This window comes from Robinsoniella sp. (genome assembly GCF_034124845.1).
The window spans coordinates 14,946-15,426 of the sequence record NZ_JAWYAJ010000344.1; the positions used below are offsets into that span (position 1 = coordinate 14,946).

General features: G+C 43.7%; 1 protein-coding gene and 1 pseudogene. Both read left to right on the plus strand.

Annotated elements, in window-relative coordinates; genetic code table 11:
• Positions 1-119: pseudogene (locus ACH2DQ_RS17340) on the plus strand (methyltransferase); the annotation flags it as partial.
• Positions 120-274: 155 nt separating this feature from the next.
• A partial coding sequence (locus ACH2DQ_RS17345; protein WP_395027604.1) for a hypothetical protein occupies positions 275-481 on the plus strand: 207 nt, incomplete at its 3' end.

Here is a 481-nt window from a genome sequence, read left to right on the forward strand (position 1 = left end):
TGCATCGTGTGAAGGATATTCTAGGCCCCGGCTTGGTAGTCTCCCCCAGTCACGAGGAACTGTTGGGAAATGTTCCGCCGGAAAATGTGCTGGCAATGGCGGAGGCAGCGAGAGATTAGTAGTCTGCCCCGGCATGGCAGGCCAATTGCGATAAAATTTTCTTCCAAATCATAATATTGGGAGGCATAACTGGGCAAAAAATTAGATCTTGACAAGATGGAGCCATAGCATTACTATTAGTAATATACTAATAGTAATGATTGGAGGCGATTTTATGATTCCGAACACAAAAATTAACTATCGGACTGGCTTGGTCATCTTTACTGTAATTACAGTATGCAGTGGTTGGATAGGGTTGCTTATTGAGAAATTACAGCCAGAACTTCCGTCCGACGATTCGCTGGGAATGCTAGTTTGGCTCATCTTGCCTTTTCTGACAATTTTAGGGCTTATATTGGCAAAGCAATGCCGCTTTAGTGAT